Source organism: Marinomonas vaga (genome assembly GCF_055388305.1).
This window is the reverse complement of sequence record NZ_AP043903.1, coordinates 489,645-512,230: the sequence shown is the minus strand read 5'-3', so window position 1 is coordinate 512,230 and position 22,586 is coordinate 489,645. Positions and strand designations below refer to the sequence as shown.

The window sequence follows — 22,586 nt, the reverse complement described above, 5'->3', positions numbered from 1 at the left end:
TGCTTTATTTATCCGGTCATGTTACCAAGTTTATTGCATTCGCCCAAAGACAAATTTGGCAATACAGTGAGCATATAGAGTGCAATTGTCAGAGCTCGTTGCCTAACTAAGTATGACGTCAAAGGTTCTAGCACGTATGAACTACCAAAACGTAGCGATAGCTCGTCAGCCAATTGTCGATAATAAACTGTCAACGATTGCATATGAGTTGCTGTATCGTCGCGATGCCCAGGCAATGGATGCTGATGTTTACGATCAAGTGGGTGCGACAGCTCAAGTTATTACAACCAGTTTGCTGGATTTGGGGTTACACAATCTCGTTGGTTCAGGTAAGGCGTTTGTAAATTTTCCTCGGGGTTATTTGATTAACCCAAGCGGTGTGCCGCTTCCCAAAGAGCATACGGTAATAGAGGTGCTGGAAACAGCGGGCTTTGATGCTGTGCTGTTGGCGTCACTGCGTCGTTGGCACGGGGCTGGTTTCAAGTTGGCTTTAGATGATTTTGTGTTTGAGCCTAAGTTGTCGCCTTTTGTTGAGATTGCGGATTACGTCAAACTGGATATGAAGGCCTTAGGTAAAGAAGCCTTTCATAAACAGGTTGAGATGCTTAAACCCTTCAAAGTTAAGTTGATCGCCGAAAAGGTCGAAACTTGGGAAGATTATCATTTCGCTAAGTTGCTCGAGGTAGATTATTACCAAGGCTATTTCTTCGAAAAGCCTGAATCGATTTCTCGTAAAGCTTCCCGCGTCAATCAAATGACTCTGTTGCAGTTGATGGCCGCTATGATGAAAGCCAGCGACTTATCCATTTCCGAGCTTGAAAGCATTGTCAGTCAAGACATAGGCTTGGTTCACAAGTTGCTCAAGTATCTTAACTCTCCTATGACGGGCTTGATGGCCTCCGTAGATTCCCTTCGTTTAGCCATCATGCTAATCGGTATTGATCAACTTAAAGCCATTACTAATTTATTGCTGATGTCAGAAATGACGGCTGACCGGGAAGCTTTGCAATCTCAAGTATTACTCCGTGCTAAGCATGCTGAATTGTTTGCTAAAAAGCGCCAGTACGCCAACGAAGATCGTTATTTTCTCGCGGGCATGTTGTCCCTGATAGATGTGTGTGTGGGCATTGATCTGGATACCATCTTGTCTGAGCTACCTTTACCGTTAGAGTTTACCAGTGCCATTGTTGAGCGCTCAGGGCGTGTGGGCTATACCTTGGACTTGATCGAAGCGTATGAAAAACAGCGTCCCATTAAAGCTCCTGAGGATGTCACTCTATTGGCGGAAACCTATACTGAAGCGGTTAAATGGGTAGAAGGATTTCGCTCTTCTTTATAGAGATCAGGGTAAGGTGTCAGGAGATATCTAATTGCTTGTATGAATTTTCCGACGTTGCTCGTAAGGGAATTCAGTGTGTTGCGGGAAGTTTTGGAAATTACGGCTTCATAAAATCTAATTGTCTGATTTTAAATGACTTTTTTGTTTTTTGGTTGTTTTTTTGTGAGTTGATTCTTGGCGCTGATCGGTTAAAGTGTACTTATCCAAACGGAACTCATGGATCGAGGGGCGCATGATGCGCAACAGAGTAGGATCTCTGTAAACATGAATGAAAGCTAGGACAGCTTTTTAGATGGATCTAGATCACAGGATGTGAATGATTTCATGGAGCGAAATCATGCGAACATGAACGGTTGGATCTCACGGATAGTTAAACAGAATGTTTTACTCATCGGATGAGCGCTTTTCAGGACGAAGAGCAAAAAAATGGGCAGCCACTAGGCTGCCCTTTTTTTCGTCTGGAGTCGCTGTGTTAGCGCTCTAGGTGCTCAAGCTTATCTTCCACACCATCCCACTCTGTAGCATCTGGCAACGCATCTTTTTTCTCAGTGATGTTTGGCCAAATTAATGCTAATTCTTGGTTTAGCTCAACAAAGATATCTTGACCATCTGGCAACTCGTCTTCAGAGAAGATTGCGCCAGCAGGGCATTCAGGCTCGCATAATGCACAGTCGATACATTCATCAGGGTTAATGGCTAGAAAGTTTGGGCCTTCATAAAAACAGTCCACAGGGCAGACTTCTACGCAGTCCGTGTACTTACAACGAATACAGTTATCAGTGACGATGAAAGCCATACGACTTCTCCTAGAAACGGTTCAAAATTTTGCGGATATTTTAGAGCGTTAGGCTGTTTACCAGCAAGGGAGAAATGCTAATCGCTCTAAATTTATCTGTCATTAGCTTATGCTGCTAAAGATCCTTTTTAAGATTATAAAGCATATTTAGGGCTTCAAGGGGAGTTGTGTTATCCAGATCCAGTGATTTGATCGCTTCTTTCAACTCATTTTGCTCGTCCAAGGCAAACATGTCTGGCTGCATGGGAGACTGAGTTGCTGCTGATTTGGCTTTTGGTGCGGATTTTTTCACTGGCTCGGGGCTGATTTCAGGTGCAGTTTTGAAGCTGTCTTGCTCCAGTTCAGTAAGTTTTTGGCGCGCCTCAATAATAACGTCTCTTGGTACGCCTGCTAATTGCGCCACCTGTAAACCATACGACTGGCTTGCAGGGCCGTCATGCACCTGATGCATAAAGACAATTTCGTCTTCGTACTCGGTGGCCGTTAGGTGAACGTTTGCCGCGTTTGGAAGGCGATCCGCTAAGGTGGTTAATTCAAAATAGTGGGTTGCGAAAAGCACATAGCTACCCAAGTTATTAGCCAGATATTCTACCGCCGACCAAGCCAGAGAGAGACCGTCGAAAGTACTGGTGCCTCGTCCTACCTCATCCATGAGTACCAAGCTGTCTTTGGTGGCGTTATTTAAAATGTTTGCGGTTTCAGTCATTTCCACCATGAAGGTGGAGCGCCCGCCAGCTAAATCATCAGATGAACCCATACGGGTAAAGATGCGATCCACAACAGAAATGGAGGCGGACTCCGCTGGGACGAAGCAGCCGGTATGCGCAAGCAAGGTAATAATGGCTATTTGGCGCATATAGGTAGATTTACCGCCCATGTTTGGACCAGTGATCATGAGTAGGCTACGGCCATCGTTGAGCTCTAAGTCGTTGGGGATAAAGGGATCGGTAATGACGGATTCGACAACCGGATGACGGCCCGCTTGGATAGCAATGCCTCCCTCATTGTGTAGGCTTGGTCGCACAAAGCTCAAGCGGTTTGCTCGTTCTGCAAAACAGTGTAGTACGTCAAGCTGGGAAACGGCTTGGCTACCTGTTTGAAGCGGCCCTAGCTCATCATTAAGTTTGTCTAGAAGTTGTTCATAAAGTTGCTTTTCACGGGCCAAGGCTTTGGATTTTGCACTCAGGGCCTTGTCTTCAAATTCTTTTAATTCAGGTGTGATGAAACGCTCGGCATTTTTTAATGTTTGTCGGCGAATGTACTCAGCTGGCGCTTGATCAGAATGCAAGCGGCTGATTTCAATGTAATAACCGTGCACTCGGTTGAAGCCTACTTTTAAAGAGGCTATGCCGGTGCGTTCTTTTTCTCGGCGTTCCATTTCAGCTAAGTAATCTGTCGCATTGGTAGACAAGGAGATCAGTTCGTCCAGTTCTTCATCGTAACCGAATGCAATGACTCCTCCGTCACGTACGACCGAAGGTGGGTTTTCCACTAGGGCGTTCGTTAGCTCCTGAGTCAGTTCTGGTAGTTCTACTAAGCGGTCTTTTAGAAGCGTCAGACGAGTGCTGCTGCTAACTTGGTCTAATTGATCGCGAATGGCGGGCATCGCTTCTAATGCCATCCGTAAACGAACCAAATCTCGCGGACGTGCGGAGCGTAAGGCAACGCGGGATAGAATACGTTCTAGGTCGCCGATCTTTTTGATGCTGTCGTGTAACGTTTCAAAATGGAAGCCTTCGAGTAGCGCTCCGATAGCGTCCTGACGAGCATTAATTTCATCTAGGTCACGAATAGGAGTGTGCAGCCAGCGTTTAAGTAAGCGGGATCCCATCGGGGTAGCACAGCTATCAATGACACTCATTAGGGTGTTGGTTGTGGTGCCATTTAAGTTTTGGTCGATCTCTAAGTTACGACGAGTAGCGCCATCGATGAGTACCGAATTGTCCCGCTGCTCCACGCTGATGGATTGAATATGGGGTAGTGCAGACCTTTGTGTATCTTTGGCGTACTGGAGCAGTGCCCCTGCGGAAGCGATGGCCGCACTCATGGCTTCACAGCCAAAGCCAGATAGGTCTTTTGTATTGAATTGTTGGATGAGTTGGCGGTAGCTGGAGTCGAAGTCAAAATGCCATGGGCCCAATTCGCTCACGCCGCGCTCAAGGGTAATGAGGTCTCGAGCAGGGAAGTCTTCAGAAATCAGGACTTCTTTAGGTGTTAGGCGTTGCAATTCGCTAGCTAGCGCTTCAAAGCCATCCACTTCAAATACGCAGAAGCGACCACTGGCCATATCCAAATAAGAAAAGCCAAAGACATCCAGCCCTTTGCGTTGTACGTGGGCAATAGATAGAAGTAGGTTTTCTCGCTTTTCCTCTAAAAAAGCTTCATCACTGATGGTGCCAGGGGTAACGATACGGGCGACTTGACGTTCGACCGGGCCTTTACTGGTGGCTGGATCGCCAGTCTGTTCAGCGATGACTACGGATTCTCCCATGCGAACAAGGCGGGCAATGTAGTTTTCCGCTGCATGATAGGGGATTCCTGCCATAGGAATGGGTTTACCCCCGGAATGCCCGCGGGCCGTCAGCGTGATATCCAGTAGCTCTGCCGCGCGTTTTGCATCGTCGTAAAACAACTCATAAAAATCGCCCATGCGGTAAAATAGCAGCTGGTTATGATGCTGCGACTTTAAGCCAAAATACTGGCGCATCATGGGGGTGTGGTTGTCTTTGTCGTGTTGACTCATGCAGCGGCTCGCGTTGTGTATTTGTGTGTGTGAAACAGGGCGGATATTCTAAGGGAAAATCTCATCAGATTTAAGGGAGTGATGGAAGTGAGTGAAGCAATCATTCATGATTTGGTCGTCAAAGTCGCAGAAGCATTGACAGCAGACGGTAAGATGTTGGTCACGGCTGAGTCATGTACCGGTGGTTTAATTGGGGCCAGTTGTACTGAATTAGCTGGCAGCTCCGCTTGGTTTTTCGGCGGTGTCATGAGTTACGCGAATGAAGCGAAAGTCCGTGGGTTGGGGGTATCAGAACAAACCCTCGCCACACACGGTGCAGTCAGTGAAGAAACCGTTGTACAAATGTGTGCCGGAGCCTTGGCGCTCGGTGGTGATATTGCTGTGGCGGTTAGCGGAGTGGCTGGACCAGGGGGCGGCTCGAAGGAAAAGCCTGTCGGCTGTGTGTATATTGGGTGGCAACATAAAGGCCAGCCAGCTCAGGTCGAAAGATGCCTGTTTTCCGGTGATCGTAAAGGGATTCGTGATGCCACTGTGATACGTGCGTTAGAAGGTGTGTTGTCACTCTAAATAAAAAGCATGTGTTTTTATACAGTATTTTCTTGAGTGCAATTTTAAAACGCGTTACATTAGTCTCAGTTTAAATTTACAGGTAAATACCACTAGGATTTTGATATGGCATCTACAGCAGACAACAAGAAAAAAGCGTTAGACGCAGCGCTTTCTCAAATCGAGCGTCAGTTTGGTAAAGGCGCCATCATGAAGATGGGTGAAGGCGCAAAGCTGGACATCGAAACCGTTTCTACTGGCTCTCTAGGTCTTGATATTGCACTGGGTGCTGGTGGTTTGCCTTATGGCCGTATTTGTGAAATCTATGGTCCTGAGTCTTCAGGTAAAACCACATTAACGCTTAGTGTTATCGCAGAAGCTCAGAAGCAAGGTAAAACCTGTGCCTTCATCGACGCCGAGCATGCTTTAGATCCGTCTTATGCGGAAAAGCTAGGTGTTAACATTGGTGACCTGTTGGTTTCTCAGCCAGATACGGGTGAGCAAGCCCTAGAAATCTGTGACATGTTGGTACGCTCTAACAGTGTAGATGTAGTCATTGTTGACTCGGTTGCAGCCTTGGTGCCTAAGTCTGAGATTGAAGGGGAGATGGGTGATTCTTCTGTCGGTGTTCAGGCGCGTCTTTTGTCGCAAGCCATGCGTAAACTTACTGGCTCTATCAAGCATGCTAACTGTCTTGTTGTCTTCATTAACCAGATTCGTATGAAGATCGGTGTCATGTTTGGCTCTCCAGAAACCACTACAGGTGGTAATGCACTGAAATTCTATAGCTCCGTACGTTTGGATATTCGCCGTATCGGCTCTGTTAAGCAAGGCGATGAAGTCATTGGTAACGAAACCCGCGTAAAAGTTGTGAAGAACAAAATTGCGCCGCCATTTAAACAGGCTGAATTCCAGATCATGTATGGTGCGGGTATTTACCGTATGGGTGAGATCATTGATCTAGGTGTGAAGCAAGGATTCGTTGATAAGTCCGGTGCTTGGTATGCCTACAATGGCAATAAGATTGGTCAAGGTAAAGCGAATGCTGCTCAGTTCTTGGCGGACAATCCTGAGATTGCTCAAGAAGTAGAAGCTAAGATTCGTGAAACCCTGTTAGTGAAAAAAGCCACCAAAGAAGAAGCTGCGGCAGAGGCTGACTCAACTGAAAATGCTGAGTTAGACCTTTAGTCCTAACGTTTCCAGATACTTTCGATTTCTAAAAAAGCAGCCAATAGGCTGCTTTTTTTGTTTCAGAGGTGGGTTCATCGGTGATTTGAAGAGTACTTATGTTAAATGTCAATCAGGATGGAATCTGACATATTTTTCCCACTTCTAGCATTGCTGTGAACCCCAATAGACCGTTTTAATGCTGGGCTTGTTGTTTAATTGTTGTTCAAGCATGATGATCACGCTTGGCTACTCCGATAAAGGAATATAAGAATGAGTAGTAAACCTTCCTCACGGCCAGTCGTTAGCTCGGCCACTGGTGTTTTTAATATCAAGTCATTAATTGTTGTGTTCGATGTGCTTTTGTTTGCGTTGCTTTATAACACCTTACCCTTTGAGTCTAATGTGGTGCTTGGCTTAAGTATATTGGTGTTTGTCGCCATTCTTTGGTTAACAGAAGCTTTGCATGTCACGGTCACCGCTATTTTGGTTCCTGTTATGGCGGTTTTATTTGGTGTTTTTAATACGCAAACGGCGCTGAATAATTTCGCAAATGCCACTATTTTTCTGTTCTTAGGGGGCTTTGCCTTGGCCGCAGCCATGCGAGTACAAGGTTTGGATAGGGTCATTGCCGATAAGGTATTGCAAATGGCGCGAGGGCGGATGAATCTCGCTATCTTTATGCTGTTTGGTGTAACGGCGGTGCTGTCTATGTGGATCAGTAATACGGCCACAGCCGCTATGATGTTGCCTTTGGTGTTGGGTATCTTAAGCAAGGTGGATCAGGAGCGTGGCCACAGTACCTATGTGTTTGTTTTATTGGGGATTGCCTACAGTTCCAGCATTGGTGGGATTGCCACCTTGGTGGGGAGTCCGCCAAATGCTATTGCTGCGGCCCAGGTAGGATTGTCTTTCTCTGAGTGGATGGCATTTGGTTTGCCTGTGTCCTTGATCTTACTACCCATTGCCGTTGCCTTGCTGTATTTGATTTTGAAACCTGACCTTCGTGGTGGTTTTGATCTTAATGTGGAACCTGTGGTCTGGAGCCAAGGTAAAGTACTAACCTTGGTGATTTTCTTCTTAACCGTCTTTATGTGGATCTTTAGTAAGCCGATTAATGGCATGCTAGGGGGAATCAAAAGCTTTGACACAATTATTGCTCTCGGAGCGATTATCTTGGTGTGTTTTTCTGGGGCTGCGAAATGGAAGGATGTGGAGAAAACCGCAGATTGGGGGGTGTTACTCTTATTCGGAGGTGGGATTTGTTTAAGTAATATTTTGCGGGAAACGGGTACTAGCATGTTTCTTGCGAACGAGCTGAGCGTCTTGATTGCAGATCTGAATATTGTGGTAGTAATCCTAGTTATTGCAGCGTTTGTGGTGTTTCTAACGGAATTTGCTAGCAATACTGCCAGTGCAGCGTTATTAATTCCTGTGTTCAGCGGTTTGGCTGAGGCCTTCGGAGTATCTCCGGTGATTCTAGCTGTGTTGATTGCCATCTCCGCTTCTTGTGCCTTTATGTTGCCAGTGGCAACCCCTCCTAACGCTATTGTGTTTGCGTCAGGGCATATAAATCAGAGCGAGATGATGCGGGTAGGTTTTGTTTTAAACCTTGTCTGCATCATATTGTTAAGCTTGATTGCTGTGACATTTTGGTAATTCGACTGTTAAAAATAGTACGCTGTGTGGAGTCTTATTTTTTAAACAACTATTCTAAAGGGAAGATAGGATGACTAGGTGTTCTCGATGAATTTGGTGTTTGTGTTGATGATCACAACCGGAGTGTCTGCTCTACTGCTTATTGCAAGCGGTGTGTGGTACTGGCGCGTCAAGCAAAAATCCAAAGTTGAAACGCCTGTTGATTCAGTTGAAGACTCCGAGGACTTTGATGATGAGGCTGTCACAGATGATCAACTGTCTCAAAATAGCCATTGGTTGGCGCTATTGGATCAACAGCTTGCAGTCTGTGAACAGCTTTCCGAGGAGCAGCAAGATCTTTCTCTAAAATGTTGGCATACGTTCCTGAGTATTGAGCGTGAGTTGCTCTCTGGGGATGACGAGGATGTCACGCCATACCTGAGTCAGTTCGAGTTTGTCTTAGAGCAACTGCAGCAAGCCCAAGAGATTGATGTCTTACTTAAACGTTTATCTGTTAGTAACAATCTGCTGAAAGAACTCAATAAGGTGATTCAGCACACTGGCGACTTGGTATTTGATCAAATGAATATTACGGCCGATCTAAATGCCAAGCTTGATAAGCAGCAGGAAAAACTTAACGAAGAACATGAAGTCGACCAAGAGCTTGCCAGTGTTCGTGCAGAGTTGGCTTCCATGTATGAATTGGGTGAGCGTTTGAAAGCTGATGCTGGCAACAGCTCCAGTGAGCAGTATTTAGATGCATTATCTGAGTTCTTAGGTGAAACTTCCTCCGATGGTTTCTTGGCGCCTATGCGTACAGAGTTGGATGATAAGGTAGACGAGCTACAGCATTTAGCAGATTACCGCGCCTCTGTGATCAATGAGCTAAAGGATCGTGTCAGTCAAAAGCGTGAAGTTGCCCATGGTAAGGACGATCATTTAGCGGAATACGACATTGCTTTTGCGCGTTTCGAGAAGAGTTTGTTAGAAAGTAATCGCGTAATAAAGTCTCTCGAAAATAAGCTAGAGAGCTTGCAGACCATCAAGTACAACTTGAATGTGGATGTACGTAAGCGTGAGGAAGCGTTGCGCTTGAAAGGTGCTCAGCTTGAGTCTAAAGATGAAGTTAGTGTGATGTCTGCTCAAGAGGCGTTGGCTAATGAGTATGACTCGGTAGAAGCCTTGTCTGGCTTTATCGATGCAATGCCATTCCATAAGGACTACGAAGAATTTGAAAGTGAACAGCTGGAAAAACTTGCTTCCCTTAAGAAGATGGTGGATGACTCAGAGTTATATGTGAATGTGCTTGAGCGAGACTTGGATAAGGCTAAGTTGGAGTACGATCAATTAACTCAGCGCTTAAATGGAGACGTGGGAGAGGTAGTTCCAACGTCTCAAGAGCAAGAAGAAATTGAGAATTTAAAAGAGATTAATGCAGAGCTTGAAGACGAAAAGCGGCGTTTGTTGGATCAGCTTGATTCTGGTGCTGATGATAACGAAGAAGTCCTGCTGTTGCAGAAAAAAATAGCTGATCTGGATGCTAAAATTGATACGGTTCAGGCAAATTACGTGAACATGGAGGAGCGTTACCTTAATTCTCTTATGTCTTAATCCTCTTCTCTGTATTCGATGGCGTGTTTGATTTCGTCGAAGCCAAACCCTCTGTAAGCCAAATACCTTGTTTGTTTGGCTTTTTCTTTATAATCGCGACTGACAGCTTCTCCAAATTTTTTAAGCTTTAACTCTAGAGCTAATTCAAACCAATCAGCCTCCAGAGCATTGAGTGCCTGCTTAGCGGATGCCTCATCAATGCCTTTCATTTTAAGTTCATTCAGGATGCGTTGCTTGCCCAGTGGTTTTGCGGCTTTGCTGCGAGCAAAGGCTTCAGCAAAACGCTGATCATTGACGTAGTTATATTCGATGAGTTTGTCGATAGCCGCTTGAATGTCCTCAGCCGAAAACTCTTTGCGACTTAGCTTTTGTTGAAGTTCTCGAACAGAGTGTTCGCGGGCGCCTAACAGCCATAAGGCGTGGTTGTAGGCGGAAGCTTGATGAGTCATAGGATATTGGTACTGCAAAAGGAAAGATTATAGCTGAAATAATTTGAATTGATAAATTATATGATTATCTGTTTAGTGTTGATCTTATGGTTTTTAATTCTTTATATGATTTTAAATATGGTGAGAAATTCTAGTTATCTTTTGGAAGAATAGTGGATAGTTCTTTTGGAGGTTCGCTATGAATGTTTGTATCTTAGGGGCAGGGGTTGTGGGTTTGACGTCTGCCTATTATTTAGCAAAGCAAGGTGTGCAGGTGACAGTTTTGGACCGTCAGCCAGGTGTGGCTTTGGAAACAAGCTTTGCCAATGCAGGTCAGATTTCTCCCGGGTACTCTGCCCCTTGGGCGGCTCCTGGGATACCAATGAAAGCCGTCAAATGGTTGATGCAAAAGCATGCGCCGCTGAAAATTAGCCCAGAGCCAGAAGTTAAAAAGTTGCTTTGGATGACCAAGATGTTGGCTAACTGCACCAATCAAGCCTATAACGTAAATAAATCTCGAATGATGGCTTTAGCGGAGTTCAGTCGTGATTGCTTTATTGATTTGCGCAAAGAGTTGGGCATTCGTTATGACGATGGGCAAGGTGGTACCACACAACTGTTTCGTACGGATGAGCAGGTAGAAGGCGCCGCAAAAGATATCAAGGTGCTCAAGGCCTTGGGAGTGCCTCATGAAGAGTTAACCCCCGCTGATATTCTTAAAGTCGAGCCGGGGTTGGCACCTGTGATTGATAAGTTTAAAGGTGCATTGCGATTAACGGGAGACGAAACCGGTGATTGCTATATGTTTTGTGAAGCGCTAAAGGCTGAGTGCGACAAGCTTGGAGTGGATTTTAAGTTCAATACTTCCGTTGAACGTCTGGAAATCAATCAAGGTGCTATCAAGGGCGTACAAACTAAAGAAGCTATGCTTAACTTTGATCAGGTGTTGGTGTGTCTTGGTAGCTACTCCAAAGAGTTGCTCAAAGCGATTGATTTGGATGTGCCCATTTACCCTGTAAAAGGGTATTCCTTGACGGTGCCAATCACACAATCTGAGTTTGCACCGACGTCAACCATTATGGATGAAACGTACAAGGTGGCGGTGACTCGATTGGGAAATCGCATTCGTGCGGCAGGTACAGCGGAGCTAACGGGTTATAATCTAACAATGCCAAAAGTCCGAACGGATACGATTGCTCATGTGGTCGGTGATGTCTTTCCTCAAGGAGGGGATTTATCAGAAGCGGAATATTGGACTGGATTGCGCCCCATGACGCCAGATGGCACGCCAGTGGTCGGTGGAACGCCGATTAAGGGTTTATTCCTAAATACTGGGCATGGAACCTTAGGATGGACCATGAGTTGCGGATCTGCAGCACTGATTGCTGATATCATGTTAGGTGAGAAGACTGCGATCGACTCATCGGATCTTGCAGTTAAACGTTACGCACATTAAGGGGCGCAGATGTCTAGGCCACTTACAGCGACCGTCAATTTAGACGCGATCCTGTCAAACTACCGCTATGCAAAGCAATTGCATCCTACTTGTCATGCTTTTGCTGTCGTAAAAAGTAACGCCTACGGCCATGGTGCCGTTCGTGTTGCAACTTTTCTCGACGAGGAGGCGGATGCCTTTGCCGTCGCTACGATCGAAGAGGCTTTGGAATTGCGTGAAGCCGGTATTGAATCACCGGTCATGCTTTTGGAAGGTGTCTTTGAAGACTCCGAATGGGAGTTGTGTCAGCAACATGGTTTTTGGGCTGCCGTAGAAAATGAAGTCCAACTCCATGGTTTGCTCGAGCGTGATATCCAGATTGAAAAAATCTTTGTGAAATTGGATTCAGGGATGCATCGTTTGGGTGTGACCAAGGAAGTCGCAGACGATTATGTCCATGCTTTACGGGCTTCAGGGAAAGTAGGTGAGGTCTTGCTAATGACACACTTCTCTTGTGCAGATGACTTGGCAGACTTAACCACCATGAAGCAGCTCACTTACTTTGAGCAAGCTCGCCAATTGATTGGTGAGATCGGGTCCAGTGTGGCGAACTCTGCGGCCATTATGAAATGGAGTGTGCCTGAAAATGGCTGGATTCGTCCTGGGATTATGTTGTACGGCATTTCCCCATTTTCCGAATTGAGCGGTGCCGAGTTGGGATTGACTCCTGCTATGACTTTAACGTCCAAGGTGATTTCTGTTCGCTCTTTGGTGGCCGGTGATCGAGTGGGTTATGGGTTAGGTTACCAGGCTGAGGAAGATCATGAGTTAGGTACGATTGCCATTGGTTACGGGGATGGCTATCCACGTAGCGCACCAGCAGGCACCCCTTTGTTGATTAACGGCAAACCTGCTGAGCTGGCAGGGCGTGTGTCTATGGACATGATCACCGCCAAATTTAGCCACACAGATCAGTCCTTGGCGATTGGTGATGAAGTGGTACTTTGGGGTGAAGGTATGCCAGTAGAGAAGGTGGCGTACTGGTCAGATACCATCGGCTATGAGCTGGTTACACGCATGACGACTCGACCTAAGTTGGTTTATACCAGCGAGTCGTAACCTCTTTTACCTCCTTTCTGACGGTTTTCTCCCAATTACTTATGTTAAATCATGGGTAATTGGGAGGGATTGCTAAAAATAAGCGCAAAATCTGTTCTTTAGGTTTTGATCATTTACGCCTTTTCCGTGTACTATTTTCTACCTTTTAATTGCCAAAGTGTCTTCTTAAGGAGGCTTTGACGCAATTCAATTCGCCAGATATTTAGAGATAGAGTCTCATCCAATTATGAAGAGTTCTGAGTTACGCCAGTCATTTTTGTCTTTCTTTGAAAGCAAGCAGCACCAGATCGTGGAATCCAGCTCACTGATTCCGGGCAATGATCCGACCCTGTTGTTCACAAACGCGGGTATGGTGCAATTTAAAGATGTATTTCTAGGGGCTGATAAACGTCCATACACGCGAGCGACGACGTCCCAGCGCTGTGTGCGAGCCGGTGGTAAGCATAATGACCTTGAAAACGTAGGTTACACCGCCCGTCACCATACATTCTTTGAGATGTTGGGTAACTTCAGCTTTGGTGATTACTTCAAAGAAGAGGCTATCTCTTACGCCTGGGAGTTTTTAACCGGTGTTTTAGGTTTGCCAAAAGAAAAGCTGCTCGTCACTGTCTATGCGGAAGACGATGAAGCCTATGGTATTTGGAAAGACAAAATCGGCGTGCCAGCGGAAAAAATCATCCGTATCGGTGACAACAAGGGTGCCCGTTATGCATCAGATAACTTCTGGGCAATGGGTGATACGGGGCCATGTGGTCCATGTACCGAAGTATTCTACGATCACGGTGAGCATATTTGGGGTGGGCCTCCAGGTTCTCCTGAAGAAGATGGCGACCGTTTTATCGAAATCTGGAACGTTGTATTCATGCAGTACAATCGTTCTGCAGATGGCACGATGGCGAATTTGCCTAAGCCTTCTGTTGATACTGGAATGGGGCTTGAGCGTATTTCTGCTATTTTGCAGGGGGTACACTCTAACTACGAAATCGACTTGTTCCAAAATCTAATCAAGGCAGCTGCCTTGGCTGTGGGGACAGAAGATCTTTCTTCTCAGTCACTGCGGGTTATTGCTGACCATATTCGCTCCTGTTCCTTCATGATTGTGGATGGTGTTGTGCCATCTAATGAGGGACGTGGTTATGTATTGCGCCGTATTATCCGCCGTGCTGTACGTCATGGAAATAAACTGGGCCAAAAACAGCCATTCTTCCATAAGCTAGTGGCAGCACTGGATGCGGAAATGGGCGAAGCCTACCCAGAGCTACGTAAGTTGGCTGATCGCGTTGCCTCTATTCTACTCAAAGAAGAAGAGCAGTTCGCGAAAACCCTAGATCAAGGGATGCGCATCCTTGAAGAAGATATTGCTAACCTTGGTGATAGCAAAGTCATTCCAGGAGCGACTATCTTTAAGCTTTACGATACCTATGGCTTCCCTGCAGATTTGACGAATGATGTTGCCCGTGAAGCAGGTCTTGAAATCGACGAGGCAGGTTTTGAAGCGGCCATGGAAGAGCAACGTGCCCGTGCCCGTTCTGCGAGTAACTTCAGTTTGGATATGTCTGGTTCTGTCAGTGTGGACGGTCAGACAGAATTCACAGGCTACTCTTTCCTTGAAGGTCAAAGCCCTGTTGAGCAGATTCTAGTTGATGGTGCTTCGGTTGAAGTGCTTCAGCAAGGTCAAAAAGGATTGGTCGTGCTAACAGAAACTCCTTTCTACGGAGAGTCTGGTGGTCAGGCGGGTGATCAAGGTTGGTTCCGTGGTCCCGCTGCCGTAAAAGTGAGCAATACTACTAAGCAAGGCAAGGTGCATTTGCATCATGTGGAAGTTCGTGAAGGCGCTTTGAAAGTCGGTGACGTGGTCACCACGGAAGTGGATCGTTCTTTACGTAATGCTACGGCACTAAACCACTCAGCGACTCACTTATTGCACGAAGCATTGCGCCGTGTGTTGGGTGATCATGTGTTGCAGAAGGGCTCTTTAGTCAATGCGGAGCGTCTACGTTTTGACTTCTCTCATTTTGAAGGTCTGACTGCAGCAGAGCTAGAACAAGTGGAAGATATGGTAAATGAGCAGGTGCGCTTGAACCATGAAACCATTACCGAAGTCATGGACATTGAAGCGGCCAAAGCGAAAGGCGCTCACGCTCTATTCGGCGAAAAATACGAAGCGCAAGTTCGAGTTCTGACCATGGGGTCTGATTACTCCATTGAGTTGTGTGGTGGTACACATGTTAAGCGTACCGGTGATATTGGCCTGTTTAAGATCGTTCAGGAAAGTGGTATTGCTGCAGGTGTACGCCGTATTGAAGCAATAACAGGTAAAGCGGCAATTGATGCAACCCGTCAAACGGATGCGACTTTGGCTCAGATTGCTGGGCTATTTAAGGCAAGCAAAGAGGCTGCCTTGGATAAGGTAGTGGCGCTTAATGATCAGGCTCGTGCCCTGCAAAAAGAAATCGATCAGCTAAAATCTAAGTTGGCGGCTCAAGCTGGCGCTGATTTGGCGTCTCAAGCGGTGGAAATCAACGGCGGTAAGTTGTTGGTGGCGCAAGTTGAGATTGACGATCCAAAAGGGCTGCGAGATCTACTGGACGAGTTAAAGAGTAAGCTTGAATCCGCGGTGATCCTGTTGGCGGCTGTTAATGATGGCAAAGTGAGCTTGATTGCTGGTGTGACGAAAGAGCTAACAGCGAAAGTCAAAGCAGGCGATCTGATTAAAATGGCTGCGCCTTATGTGGATGGTCGCGGTGGTGGTCGTCCAGACATGGCTCAAGCAGGCGGAAGCAAACCCGAAGGGGTTGCTGAAGTGTTATCGCTAGTGCCTGAATGGGTGAGCGAGCGAGTTTAGTTTTATGCGCCCTACGGGGCGCTTTTTAGTGGAAGTTTAGAAAATGGCATTGTTAGTTCAAAAATATGGTGGCACCTCGGTAGGCTCTGTTGAACGTATCGAAGCGGTGGCAGACCGAGTGCTTAAGCACAAGCAGCAAGGTGATGACATCGTTGTTGTGGTGTCAGCAATGAGTGGTGAGACAAACCGCTTAATCGAGTTGGCAAAGAGTGTCCAAAACACGCCAAATGAGCGTGAAATGGATGTGCTTCTGTCTACTGGTGAGCAAGTCACTATCGCCCTACTGAGTATGGCGTTGATGAAACGCGGTCTATTGGCAAAATCTTATACCGGTAGCCAAGTGCGAATCACGACTGACAATGCCCATGGTAAAGCGCGTATTGAGAGTATTGATACGGAAGCCATGCAAGCGGATCTGGCTGAAGGCAAGGTGCTGGTTGTGGCTGGCTTTCAAGGGGCTGACGCTCAGGGCAATATCACAACGCTAGGACGTGGTGGCTCTGATACCACGGGGGTGGCTTTGGCCGCTGCTTTGAAAGCTGATGAGTGCCAAATCTATACTGACGTAGATGGCGTGTACACCACGGATCCGCGAGTGGTAGACAGTGCCCGTCGTCTAGAAAAAATCACCTTTGAAGAAATGTTGGAAATGGCCAGCTTAGGTTCAAAGGTTCTGCAAATCCGCTCTGTTGAGTTTGCGGGGAAATACCAAGTTCCGTTACGTGTCCTATCTAGCTTCATTGAAGGAGAAGGGACGCTTATTACTACTGATGGAGATGAAAATATGGAACAGCCTGCTGTTTCTGGTATCGCGTTTAATCGTGATGAAGCCAAATTAACTCTTAAGGGCGTACCTGATATTCCAGGTGTGGCATCAAAGATTCTTGGTCCTGTAAGTGATGCGAACATCGAAGTGGACATGATTGTTCAGAACGTCTCTGTGGACGGCACAACGGATTTTACCTTTACTGTGCATCGTAACGACTATGAGAAAGCGATCTCTGTTCTGAAGGGGGTTGCTGAGTCTCTGGAAGCGAAAGAAGTTATTTCAAACGATAAGATCGCTAAGGTGTCTATCGTTGGGGTGGGGATGCGCTCCCATGCGGGTGTTGCCAGCTCTATGTTTAAAGCTTTAGCTGATGAGTCCATCAATATTCAGTTGATCTCTACCTCAGAGATTAAAGTTTCTGTAATCATTGATGAGAAATATATGGAGTTAGCGGTTCGAGCTCTACATTCTGCATTCAAACTTAACGAAGCAGATGCAGGTGTTAGCGAAGCGTAACACTTTGACACAAGATCATCTGGTGCATGGGTAGATTCGGGGTTAGAGAGCGGCTACAATTCGTCTTGTAAGGAAATCCCTACAAAGTAGTCAGGGATTTCCAATGTCTCACAAGGATATTTAAGGAGAAATGCTATGCTTATTTTAACTCGTCGTGTAGGTGAAACACTTATGGTTGGTGATGAAGTGTCTGTCACTGTACTAGGTGTAAAAGGTAATCAGGTTCGTATCGGTATCAATGCACCAAAAGATGTTTCTGTGCACCGTGAAGAAATCTACCTTCGCATTCAGAAAGAACAAGACGAACAAACAGAAGATTAATTTTTTTTAAAAAAAGTCTTTACAACACATTTGGTGTCTCTATAATACGCGGCACTTGTTTCGGAGAGTTGGCCGAGTGGCCGAAGGCGCTCCCCTGCTAAGGGAGTATGGGGTGAAACTCATCGAGGGTTCGAATCCCTCACTCTCCGCCATTTACGCATCCGTAGCTCAGCTGGATAGAGTACTCGGCTACGAACCGAGCGGTCGGAGGTTCGAATCCTCCCGGATGCGCCATTACGTGTTAACAAGTGACGAATAAAGAGCTATCCATCTTAATTCGAAAAATTAGATTACGCATCCGTAGCTCAGCTGGATAGAGTACTCGGCTACGAACCGAGCGGTCGGAGGTTCGAATCCTCCCGGATGCGCCATCTAACATCAATTAAGTAGTTACGCATCCGTAGCTCAGCTGGATAGAGTACTCGGCTACGAACCGAGCGGTCGGAGGTTCGAATCCTCCCGGATGCGCCACACTTAATATTCTCCTAAGTTTTCCTTTCGTTTAATCCCTTCTAGATATTTCAAATTTAGATTTCATTCTTTTATTTCTGATCAAAACCTTCCTTGGTTTACTTCAGGTCTAGTGCTTTGTTTTTTTATATTTCGCTTCCACTTAATTTATCGAGTACCTGTTTGAGCTCATAGGTGCTTTGGGTCTGTCGAATGCTTTTTAGGTTTTCGGCTATGATCGGCCAATCTTGGCGCAAGTGTGCGCTCCATTGCTTAATGCGACCGAGGGTTGCGAAGTCATCGTAGTGCTCTCCTAGGGTGGTCATATATCCCTGGATGAGGTCGTACAATTCTGTAAATGTGCCTGCTTCCCCTCCTTTTAGCTCCCGAAAGATGAACGGGTTGCTTAGGCTACCTCGGCCAATCATGAAATGATGACATTGAGTTTGCTCTAAACAAGCTTCCAGATTTAACCGACTATTAATGTCTCCGTTAGCGATGATGTTCATAGTCGATTGTTGTTTTGCATGTCCTATTTTTTCCCAGCGCGCAGGAGGGCCATAGCCGTCTTTCTTGGTGCGTCCGTGTATTGTGAGTGTCTGAGCGCCTGCAGCTTCGATGGCGGCTAGATTTTCATAGAAAAGTGCCTCATCCATAAAGCCAAGACGCATTTTGGCAGATAAAGGTATGTTTTTAGGCAGGGATGTCTTGACGGTATGTACTATATTAAAAAGCGCCTCGGGAGTTTGTAGTAAAAATGAACCTCCGCCATGCCCATTAACACGCTTAGCAGGGCAGCCAAAATTAATATCAATATGAGTTGCGCCGGCGTCCACTGCATTGGCAGCACTGGCGCCCATGATCTCAGCATCAGATCCGAGTAATTGAATGTGGACAGGGTGACCGTGAATCGTTTTGGCACCTGTATTGAGTTCCGGTACAAGTTTTTTAAAAGCTTGGCTGGAAGTAGGCTGCTGAGTGACTCGGACAAATTCTGATACGAGATAATCCATGCCGCCTATTTTTGAAAGTAGAGCGCGCATGGTGTGATCCATGACGCCTTCCATTGGGGCGACAGCGAGTAGTATGTCTGGTGAGGCTTTGGGGTGTGTGTTTAGGGTCACGTTATCTAACTGTTATGCAAAAAAAATATGAAACTGTTATGGTTTGTGATACAAAAGAACTTACATTGCGGACTTAATGTGCACGTGTGAGTATTAAACGTCTGCTTTTGTCACGTTTTGAATTATTCAGATTTTTATGGAAAGTGCTATGAATAACTTAATTAACGATGGTTTTGGGTTGATGTTACTAGGGATGGGGTTTGTATTCCTATTTCTTGGCGTGTTGATATTTGCAACGACATACATGTCAAAGCTGTTAACTCGCTACTTTCCTGAAGCAATGCCGGTGGTAAAACCAAGGGCAGCGACTGCTACGGCACCTGCTGCTAAGTCCTCCGGCGTGGATCCTAAAATAACAGCAGCTATTACTGCTGCGATTCACCAACACCGTAACCGTAAATAATTTTTAGCTAATCTTTTTAGAGGCCAAGACATGTCAGATAACAAACGCCCTCTCGGTATCACTGATGTTGTATTACGAGATGCACATCAATCGCTTTTTGCTACTCGTATGCGTATCGACGATATGCTTCCAATCGCAGAAAAACTGGATCAGATTGGTTTCTGGTCTTTGGAATCATGGGGTGGGGCAACATTTGACTCTTGTATTCGTTTTATCGGTGAAGATCCGTGGGATCGTATCCGTGAATTGAAAAAAGCGATGCCTAATACGCCACAACAAATGCTACTGCGCGGACAAAACCTTTTAGGTTACCGTCATTATGCAGACGATGTGGTTGCTAAGTTTGTTGAGCGTGCAGCGAAAAATGGCGTGGATGTGTTCCGTATTTTTGATGCTATGAATGATCCGCGTAACCTTGAGACAGCGATTAAGGCTGTTAAAACTGAAGGGAAGCATGCGCAAGGAACGATCTCTTATACAAAGAGCCCAGTCCATACTTTGAAAACTTGGGTTGATTATGCGAAAACCCTTGAAGACATGGGGGCCGATTCGATCGCCATTAAAGACATGTCTGGTATTTTGACGCCTTATGATGCATTTGAATTGGTAAGTAAGCTTAAAGAGCAAACAGACCTAGAAGTGCAGTTGCATGCCCATGCCACCTCAGGCTTGTCTGACATGACCATTCTGAAATCTATCGAGGCGGGTATCGACCGCGTAGATACCGCTATCTCTTCAATGTCTATGACCTATGGACATTCCTCTACAGAGTCTGTTGTTGCGGCACTACAGGGTACAGATCGTGATACGGGTCTAGATCTAACTAAACTGGAAGAGGTTGCTGCATACTTCCGTACTGTTCGTAAGAAGTATGCGAAGTTTGAAGGCTCTTTGCGTGGTACGGATTCTCGTATCTTAATCGCTCAAGTGCCTGGTGGCATGTTGACCAATATGGAAAACCAACTGCGCGAGCAAGGGGCTTCCGACAAGTTTGATGCTGTACTAGAGGAGATTCCTCGTGTGCGTCAAGACTTAGGTATGATTCCTTTGGTGACTCCAACGTCTCAGATTGTTGGTACTCAAGCGGTGCTAAACGTGTTAACAGGCGAGCGTTATAAATCAATCTCTAAAGAAACCGCAGGTATCTTGAAAGGTGAATACGGTGCAGCGCCAGCGCCGTTTAATGAAGAGCTACAGGCTCGCGTTTTAAATGGTGCAGAAGCTATTACATGTCGACCTGCTGATTTGTTGGATCCAGAAATGGATAAGCTTTCGGCAGAGCTGTCTGAGCTTGCAAAAGACAAAGGTCTTAAACTTGCTAATGACGAAATTGATGATGTGCTGACCTATGCCTTGTTCCCACAAATTGGTCTTAAATTCCTGCAAAACCGTGGTGATGCGTCAGCGTTTGAACCAGCTCCAACATTAGAGGAGGTGGCAGCGCCAGCAACACCAAAAGCTGAAGTGTCAAGCAAAGAGGCAGGTGATGCTTCTGTTTATACTGTCAGTGTTGCGGGTGAGACCTTTGTTGTGCAGGTGAGCGAGGGCGGGGATGTTAATAGCATTCAGCCAGCTACCGCTCCAGTGTCTGCACCAGCTCAGCCTGCTGCACCAGCTCCAGCAGCGGGTGGTGAAGATGTGCCGGCACCTTTAGCAGGGAATATCTTTAAGGTTTTAGTGTCGCCAGGTGAGCAAGTTGCTGAAGGGGATACCTTAATGATCATGGAAGCCATGAAAATGGAAACGGAAATTTCTGCACCAAAATCAGGGACTGTCGGTTCTATCCTTGTGAAAGAGGGTGATGCTGTTCAGGTTGGTCAAGCGTTGCTGACTCTATAAAGCAGGGTGAGATAATAAAATGGAAGAGAAATTATTAAACCTGTACCACGATACTGGTATCTATCAGTTGGAGTTTGGTCAGTTCGTTATGATGTGTGTGGGCTTGCTGCTCATTTACCTTGCCATCAAAAAAGGCTTTGAACCCTTGCTGCTACTGCCAATCGGCATAGGGGCCATCCTAGTGAATATTCCTGGTGCCGGGTTTATGGCTGCGCCAGTCTATGATGCGACGGGGCACATGGTGTCACCGGGTGGATTGCAGTACTACATCTATCATGGTGGTATTGAAACGGGCCTATTCCCATTGCTTATCTTTATGGGAGTGGGGGCCATGACTGATTTCGGGCCCATGCTGGCTAACCCCAAGACCCTATTGCTTGGGGCTGCGGCTCAGTTCGGTATTTTTGCAACCGTGATTGGTGCTGTGGTTTTAGGTGCTACTGGCATTATGGATTTCTCTCTCGCGGATGCAGCAGCGATTGGCATCATTGGTGGTGCGGATGGTCCAACAGCTATCTTCGTGGCAAGCCGCTTGGCTCCTGACCTGCTAGGGGCGATTGCAGTGGCTGCATATTCCTACATGGCGTTGGTACCTTTGATTCAGCCGCCCATCATGAAGGCACTGACTTCTAAAGAAGAGCGTGCTATTCAAATGGTGCAGCTTCGTCATGTATCTAAAACCGAAAAGATTGTCTTTCCAATCGTAGTGACCTTGCTGGCAGCGGCATTTTTGCCTTCTGCTGCACCACTGTTAGGTATGTTCTGTTTCGGTAACCTGATGAAAGAGTCTGGAGTGGTCGATCGTTTGAGTGATACGGCTCAAAACGCATTGATTAATACTGTGACGATTTTCTTAGGATTGGGAGTGGGGTCGAAGCTTAGCTCTGAAGCCTTCCTTAATATAGAAACCCTAGGTATTTTGTCCCTTGGATTGGTGGCGTTTGCAATCGGTACTGCAACGGGTGTTTTGATGGCGAAACTGATGAACAAGATGTCAGCATCACCAATTAACCCATTGATTGGTGCTGCAGGTGTGTCAGCGGTTCCAATGGCTGCTCGAGTTGCCAATAAAGTGGGGCTTGAAGCTAACAAGCAGAACTTCCTGTTAATGCATGCCATGGGGCCAAACGTAGCCGGCGTAATCGGATCTGCGGTAGCTGCGGGTGTTATGCTGAGTTATGTGGGGGGGTAAACAACTCTTCCTCTAAGTTATGTACAGAAAAGCCCACCTTTCGGTGGGCTTTTTGCGTATTAAATGTGTATAACCTGTGGGAAGAAAATAAAGCCGTTTTTTTAACAAAAAAGCTCAAAAAAGGGTTGCGTTAAAAATTCGCGAAGGTAATATACGCACCCACTGACACGGCAGGCCACCACGGACTGCAAAGCGAATCAAACGAAACGCTAAAGTGTCATCGCTCTTTAAAATAGATAATCAGATAATTTGTGTGGGCGCTCGCTGGAGACTTCAGCAGACCTTTTTAAGGTCAAAAGATTTGA

Annotated in this window: 17 protein-coding genes and 4 tRNA genes; 17 read left to right on the top strand and 4 right to left on the bottom strand. The window is 46.3% G+C overall.

The features are described 5' to 3' along the window. Positions 1-136 precede the first annotated feature (136 nt). On the top strand, positions 137-1,339 hold the full coding sequence (locus tag ACZ5DR_RS02315; RefSeq protein WP_377364107.1) for an EAL and HDOD domain-containing protein: 1,203 nt from the start codon (positions 137-139) through the stop codon (positions 1,337-1,339). A gap of 472 nt (positions 1,340-1,811) precedes the next feature. On the opposite strand, the gene fdxA is transcribed toward ACZ5DR_RS02315, so the two are convergent. Continuing rightward, positions 1,812-2,135: a ferredoxin FdxA gene (fdxA, locus tag ACZ5DR_RS02310; protein ID WP_377364105.1), complete on the bottom strand. Its 324-nt coding sequence runs from the start codon at positions 2,133-2,135 to the stop codon at positions 1,812-1,814. A 115-nt stretch (positions 2,136-2,250) separates the two neighbouring features. Beyond that, positions 2,251-4,878, bottom strand: a complete 2,628-nt coding sequence (gene mutS, locus ACZ5DR_RS02305) for a DNA mismatch repair protein MutS (RefSeq protein ID WP_377364103.1) — start codon at positions 4,876-4,878, stop codon at positions 2,251-2,253. Positions 4,879-4,965: 87 nt separating this feature from the next. Here mutS and ACZ5DR_RS02300 point away from each other — a divergent pair, with 87 nt between their 5' ends. The 4 genes from ACZ5DR_RS02300 (at position 4,966) to ACZ5DR_RS02285 (ending at position 9,840) form a co-directional block, all read left to right on the top strand. Then, positions 4,966-5,445: a CinA family protein gene (locus tag ACZ5DR_RS02300; protein WP_464543850.1), complete on the top strand. Its 480-nt coding sequence runs from the start codon at positions 4,966-4,968 to the stop codon at positions 5,443-5,445. Between the two features lie 105 nt (positions 5,446-5,550). Next, entirely contained in the window at positions 5,551-6,612 is a 1,062-nt protein-coding gene (gene recA, locus ACZ5DR_RS02295) for a recombinase RecA (protein ID WP_377364099.1), read from the top strand. Between the two features lie 252 nt (positions 6,613-6,864). Beyond that, positions 6,865-8,250, top strand: a complete 1,386-nt coding sequence (locus ACZ5DR_RS02290) for an SLC13 family permease (RefSeq protein ID WP_377364097.1) — start codon at positions 6,865-6,867, stop codon at positions 8,248-8,250. An 87-nt stretch (positions 8,251-8,337) separates the two neighbouring features. Then, positions 8,338-9,840 (top strand): V-type ATP synthase subunit I domain-containing protein, encoded by a 1,503-nt coding sequence (locus ACZ5DR_RS02285; protein WP_377364095.1) that lies wholly within the window; start codon positions 8,338-8,340, stop codon positions 9,838-9,840. On the opposite strand, the gene ACZ5DR_RS02280 is transcribed toward ACZ5DR_RS02285, so the two are convergent. Further along, complete coding sequence (locus tag ACZ5DR_RS02280) at positions 9,837-10,289, bottom strand: regulatory protein RecX (protein WP_377364093.1); 453 nt, start codon at positions 10,287-10,289, stop codon at positions 9,837-9,839. The genes ACZ5DR_RS02285 and ACZ5DR_RS02280 overlap by 4 nt on opposite strands. Positions 10,290-10,467: 178 nt before the next feature. On the opposite strand from ACZ5DR_RS02280, the gene ACZ5DR_RS02275 reads away from it, so the two are divergent. The 9 genes from ACZ5DR_RS02275 to ACZ5DR_RS02235 all read left to right on the top strand — a co-directional run bounded on the left by ACZ5DR_RS02275 (position 10,468) and on the right by ACZ5DR_RS02235 (position 17,744). Continuing rightward, positions 10,468-11,724 (top strand): D-amino acid dehydrogenase, encoded by a 1,257-nt coding sequence (locus tag ACZ5DR_RS02275; protein WP_377364091.1) that lies wholly within the window; start codon positions 10,468-10,470, stop codon positions 11,722-11,724. Between the two features lie 9 nt (positions 11,725-11,733). After that, on the top strand, positions 11,734-12,822 hold the full coding sequence (alr, locus tag ACZ5DR_RS02270) for an alanine racemase (protein WP_377364089.1): 1,089 nt from the start codon (positions 11,734-11,736) through the stop codon (positions 12,820-12,822). Between the two features lie 226 nt (positions 12,823-13,048). After that, a complete protein-coding gene (gene alaS, locus ACZ5DR_RS02265) occupies positions 13,049-15,667 on the top strand; it encodes an alanine--tRNA ligase (protein WP_377364087.1) in 2,619 nt (872 codons plus the stop codon). Positions 15,668-15,710: 43 nt separating this feature from the next. Continuing rightward, on the top strand, positions 15,711-16,952 hold the full coding sequence (locus tag ACZ5DR_RS02260) for an aspartate kinase (protein WP_377364085.1): 1,242 nt from the start codon (positions 15,711-15,713) through the stop codon (positions 16,950-16,952). Positions 16,953-17,087: 135 nt separating this feature from the next. Then, on the top strand, positions 17,088-17,273 hold the full coding sequence (csrA, locus tag ACZ5DR_RS02255; protein ID WP_377364083.1) for a carbon storage regulator CsrA: 186 nt from the start codon (positions 17,088-17,090) through the stop codon (positions 17,271-17,273). A 62-nt stretch (positions 17,274-17,335) separates the two neighbouring features. Then, positions 17,336-17,425: transfer RNA gene (locus tag ACZ5DR_RS02250), tRNA-Ser, on the top strand. A gap of 5 nt (positions 17,426-17,430) precedes the next feature. Beyond that, positions 17,431-17,507, top strand: a tRNA-Arg gene (locus ACZ5DR_RS02245). Between the two features lie 60 nt (positions 17,508-17,567). Then, a tRNA-Arg gene (locus tag ACZ5DR_RS02240) sits at positions 17,568-17,644 on the top strand. 23 nt (positions 17,645-17,667) lie between these two features. Further along, positions 17,668-17,744 (top strand) — tRNA-Arg (locus ACZ5DR_RS02235). A 125-nt stretch (positions 17,745-17,869) separates the two neighbouring features. Here the strand turns inward: ACZ5DR_RS02235 and ACZ5DR_RS02230 are convergent. Continuing rightward, the gene (locus ACZ5DR_RS02230) at positions 17,870-18,847 is read right to left on the bottom strand and encodes a tRNA dihydrouridine synthase (RefSeq protein WP_377364081.1); all 978 of its coding nucleotides are present in this window, start codon (positions 18,845-18,847) and stop codon (positions 17,870-17,872) included. Positions 18,848-18,995: 148 nt separating this feature from the next. Between ACZ5DR_RS02230 and ACZ5DR_RS02225 the strand changes: the two genes are divergently transcribed. Genes ACZ5DR_RS02225 through ACZ5DR_RS02215 form a run of 3 tightly spaced genes read left to right on the top strand, consistent with a single transcriptional unit; the run spans position 18,996 to position 22,281 of the window. Beyond that, entirely contained in the window at positions 18,996-19,250 is a 255-nt protein-coding gene (locus ACZ5DR_RS02225; protein ID WP_377364079.1) for an OadG family protein, read from the top strand. Between the two features lie 30 nt (positions 19,251-19,280). Continuing rightward, positions 19,281-21,089: a sodium-extruding oxaloacetate decarboxylase subunit alpha gene (gene oadA, locus ACZ5DR_RS02220; protein ID WP_377364077.1), complete on the top strand. Its 1,809-nt coding sequence runs from the start codon at positions 19,281-19,283 to the stop codon at positions 21,087-21,089. A 19-nt stretch (positions 21,090-21,108) separates the two neighbouring features. After that, a complete protein-coding gene (locus tag ACZ5DR_RS02215) occupies positions 21,109-22,281 on the top strand; it encodes a sodium ion-translocating decarboxylase subunit beta (RefSeq protein ID WP_377364075.1) in 1,173 nt (390 codons plus the stop codon). Positions 22,282-22,586: the final 305 nt, after the last annotated feature.

What these genes read in the sequence shown, in the direction of transcription:
- ACZ5DR_RS02315 (WP_377364107.1), top strand. Translation starts at nt 137, where the DNA reads ATGAACTACCAAAACGTAGCGATAGCTCGTCAGCCAATTGTCGATAAT.
- fdxA (WP_377364105.1), bottom strand. Translation starts at nt 2,135, where the DNA reads ATGGCTTTCATCGTCACTGATAACTGTATTCGTTGTAAGTACACGGAC.
- mutS (WP_377364103.1), bottom strand. Translation starts at nt 4,878, where the DNA reads ATGAGTCAACACGACAAAGACAACCACACCCCCATGATGCGCCAGTAT.
- recA (WP_377364099.1), top strand. Translation starts at nt 5,551, where the DNA reads ATGGCATCTACAGCAGACAACAAGAAAAAAGCGTTAGACGCAGCGCTT.
- ACZ5DR_RS02290 (WP_377364097.1), top strand. Translation starts at nt 6,865, where the DNA reads ATGAGTAGTAAACCTTCCTCACGGCCAGTCGTTAGCTCGGCCACTGGT.
- ACZ5DR_RS02285 (WP_377364095.1), top strand. Translation starts at nt 8,338, where the DNA reads ATGAATTTGGTGTTTGTGTTGATGATCACAACCGGAGTGTCTGCTCTA.
- ACZ5DR_RS02280 (WP_377364093.1), bottom strand. Translation starts at nt 10,289, where the DNA reads ATGACTCATCAAGCTTCCGCCTACAACCACGCCTTATGGCTGTTAGGC.
- ACZ5DR_RS02275 (WP_377364091.1), top strand. Translation starts at nt 10,468, where the DNA reads ATGAATGTTTGTATCTTAGGGGCAGGGGTTGTGGGTTTGACGTCTGCC.
- alr (WP_377364089.1), top strand. Translation starts at nt 11,734, where the DNA reads ATGTCTAGGCCACTTACAGCGACCGTCAATTTAGACGCGATCCTGTCA.
- alaS (WP_377364087.1), top strand. Translation starts at nt 13,049, where the DNA reads ATGAAGAGTTCTGAGTTACGCCAGTCATTTTTGTCTTTCTTTGAAAGC.
- ACZ5DR_RS02260 (WP_377364085.1), top strand. Translation starts at nt 15,711, where the DNA reads ATGGCATTGTTAGTTCAAAAATATGGTGGCACCTCGGTAGGCTCTGTT.
- csrA (WP_377364083.1), top strand. Translation starts at nt 17,088, where the DNA reads ATGCTTATTTTAACTCGTCGTGTAGGTGAAACACTTATGGTTGGTGAT.
- ACZ5DR_RS02225 (WP_377364079.1), top strand. Translation starts at nt 18,996, where the DNA reads ATGAATAACTTAATTAACGATGGTTTTGGGTTGATGTTACTAGGGATG.
- oadA (WP_377364077.1), top strand. Translation starts at nt 19,281, where the DNA reads ATGTCAGATAACAAACGCCCTCTCGGTATCACTGATGTTGTATTACGA.
- ACZ5DR_RS02215 (WP_377364075.1), top strand. Translation starts at nt 21,109, where the DNA reads ATGGAAGAGAAATTATTAAACCTGTACCACGATACTGGTATCTATCAG.